The organism is Undibacterium sp. 5I2, assembly GCF_035019605.1.
GTDB lineage: Bacteria > Pseudomonadota > Gammaproteobacteria > Burkholderiales > Burkholderiaceae_D > Undibacterium.
This window is the reverse complement of sequence record NZ_JASJVS010000125.1, coordinates 1-2,795: the sequence shown is the minus strand read 5'-3', so window position 1 is coordinate 2,795 and position 2,795 is coordinate 1. Positions and strand designations below refer to the sequence as shown.

The 2,795-nt window shown below is 43.8% G+C and carries 2 protein-coding genes; both read right to left on the bottom strand.

All coding sequences use genetic code 11. The annotated features are described in order from the left end of the window. Positions 1 to 157 precede the first annotated feature (157 nt). Positions 158 to 2,308 (bottom strand): peptidase domain-containing ABC transporter, encoded by a 2,151-nt coding sequence (locus QN359_RS19575; protein ID WP_322248428.1) that lies wholly within the window; start codon positions 2,306 to 2,308, stop codon positions 158 to 160. A gap of 207 nt (positions 2,309 to 2,515) precedes the next feature. Then, positions 2,516 to 2,795: hypothetical protein (locus QN359_RS19570; protein WP_323493621.1), on the bottom strand; the 280-nt coding region annotated here is incomplete at its 5' end.

Genomic DNA, 2,795 nt, shown 5'->3' with positions numbered 1-2,795 from the left:
TCACTCATGGTCTGCCTCGTCTCTTTTCGACAGACACTAGTTTAAACTGTTGTCCGGATATGTGGATCCACTATAAAGTACCGAAGAGAGATTCAAACTTTTCTCATTGAGAAAACAAAACCAAGCCAATGAATATTGGCTTGGTTAGTTGAAATAATCAGGCAACCAACATCTGTAGTTCTGCCAGCGACTCAAATTGATCAGGCTTAAGTTCAGCGCGGTCGATTGACGTAGCACGTATTTCTACCGCTTTCCCGTTCTGTAATGACACCACGCGCTCCGCACTGGCAATTGTCTCTGGTCGATGTGCAACCATAATGCGAGTCAAGTTCAGCGTACCCAATGCCTGATTGACCTTTTGCTCATTCTGCACATCCAGATGGCTCGTGGCTTCATCTAATGCCAGAATCTTGGGTTGTTTGTACAAGGCACGCGCTAGCAAGACTCGCTGCTTTTGCCCTCCTGACAAACTACTACCCATGTCCCCAACCAAGGTCTGATAACCCATCGGCATGGCCGCAATATCCTCATGAATTGCCGCCTGTCTAGCACAGTGCTCGACCTGTTCTTGCTTGGTATGTGCATCAAAAAAACTGATGTTGTCCTGAATCGAGCCGGCCATCAATACATCATCTTGCATCACAGTACCAATTAGCTTGCGATAGGCATTTATACCTAATTGCTTAGTCGGAATATTATCAATCAAGACTTCACCCTCAGTGGGTTTAAGCAAACCTAGAATGATTTTGCATAAAGTCGTTTTGCCACAACCGCTAGGGCCAACCAGAGCAATGCTTTGTCCTGCAGGAATGGTCAGATTAATCCCGTCTAACACCCAAGGCTCCCCCTCGGCATAACGAAATTTCAGGTTTTTAAGTGTAATCGTTGGCTGTATGCGAGACATATCGGTTTCTTGTACGGTATCGATTTCAGCTTCTTCCAAGACGATATCGGCTAAGCGCTCGCTATGCAGTCCTAGCATTTTTAGGTTGACTACCAAGTCAATGACGTTAAAGAAACGACCTGAGAAGGTGCTGGCGTAACTAGAAAAAGCCATTAGCATCCCAACCGTCAAGACGTTCTGCATGACCTGTCCAGCGCCGATATAAAACAAAGCCAGACTTTGAATACCAAATAAGGTGGTATTAGAAATCTTAAACAAGATCGACATCTTCTGCGTCTTGATATCGCGGTTTTGTACATCCATTTTAAGATTAAGCCAGCGGGCACGACGCTCTTCTTCCCGTCCAAATAATTTCAGCGGCGAGATCGCACGGATAGTTTCTAAAAAATGGCTACTCTCTTTGGAGGACAAGACCAAACGTTCTTGCGAAGCCTCGCGAAATGGTTGATAAAACACCCAGCGTAATACGGCATACACCAAGACAGTGACAATTACCAAGGCAGATAACTTCACGCTATATAACAACATCATGCCGAGTGCCAGCAAGGCCATCAGACCGTCTAAGGCACTCTCCACAAACAAACTCGTCAACGTACTCTGGATCGCCCCAATACTGCCAAAGCGAGAGACCACGTCACCCAGATGACGCTTCTCAAAAAAAGAGACCGGTAAATGCGTCAGATGTGCAAATACGCGAGAACTCCATTGAAAACTGATATCCATACTCCAGCGCATCAAGAACCAACTACGCGCCAGACTGATCGCGGTTTGAGTTACCATCAATAAAGCAAAGCCGATGACCAGCACCGTCAGTAACTCGCGGTCGCCACTGACAATGACTTCATCCACCACAAATTGATTAAACAACGGGGAGGTAATCGCAAAGATTTCTAACGCCAACGCTAGTACCATGACTTGCACAATGGCGCGACGCAGGCCAACGATGTGTCCGGTTAAATCTCGGATAGCAATCTTTTTACGCTCGTCTTTGGGCTTAAAGCTCGCACTTGGAGACAATTCACAAGCAACACCAGTAAAGTGTGCCGACGCCTCTTGCAAAGCAACACGACGCTCACCTACTGCGGGGTCAAGCAAAATCAAAGTCACTTTGCCTTGCCAATTTTTAGTAATCTTTTTTAAGACCACAAAGTGATTTAAGTTCCAATGCAAAATACATGGCAAAGCTAACTGATCTAACTCTTCCAATTCCAAGCGCAATGGTCGTGCGGACAATTGCATTGCCGACGCATGGCGCATTAATTGAGCTAACGTCGCTCCTTTAAGACTGATCGAGAATTGACGACGTAAATCCGCGAGATCAGTGTGGTAGCCGTAATGGCTTGCGACCATGGCTAAGCAAGCTAAACCGCATTCGCTCGATTCTGTTTGGAGGAGAGATTTCATCAAGTAAGATAATTAAATGAGCAATTCATTTTTTCGACACTTTCAAGCAATGTCAAGTGAGCTACGATTTAGTTCTTAATTTATATAACTAAATACTAGCGAATAAAAAAAATAGGCTTTACGATCTAATCTCAACGTAAATTACATCAATCCTTTTCCATTGCAGAATAAAGTGATAATTTAAAAAATATCTACAAATCTAATAGGTCATCGGATTACTTTGTTTGGATTAACAAGCGGAAGCCTCCCACTTTCTCTCATTTGTTTTTTAAAACCATCTTTCAATTCCCCACCTAGTTCGGCAAGAACAGCTTTAGCTAACACGACTAGATCTGCTGTGTCAGCATTCGAAATAGCTTTTTCAAGAGAATTATTTAGTTTTTCATCCATTAGTGGATTGAATTTTTTAAGTGCTCGTGCCGTATGTTTGCGAACGTATCCTCCTTTCCCCCTCTTTAACAAAATTATTTCGACTAACGTCTTATAT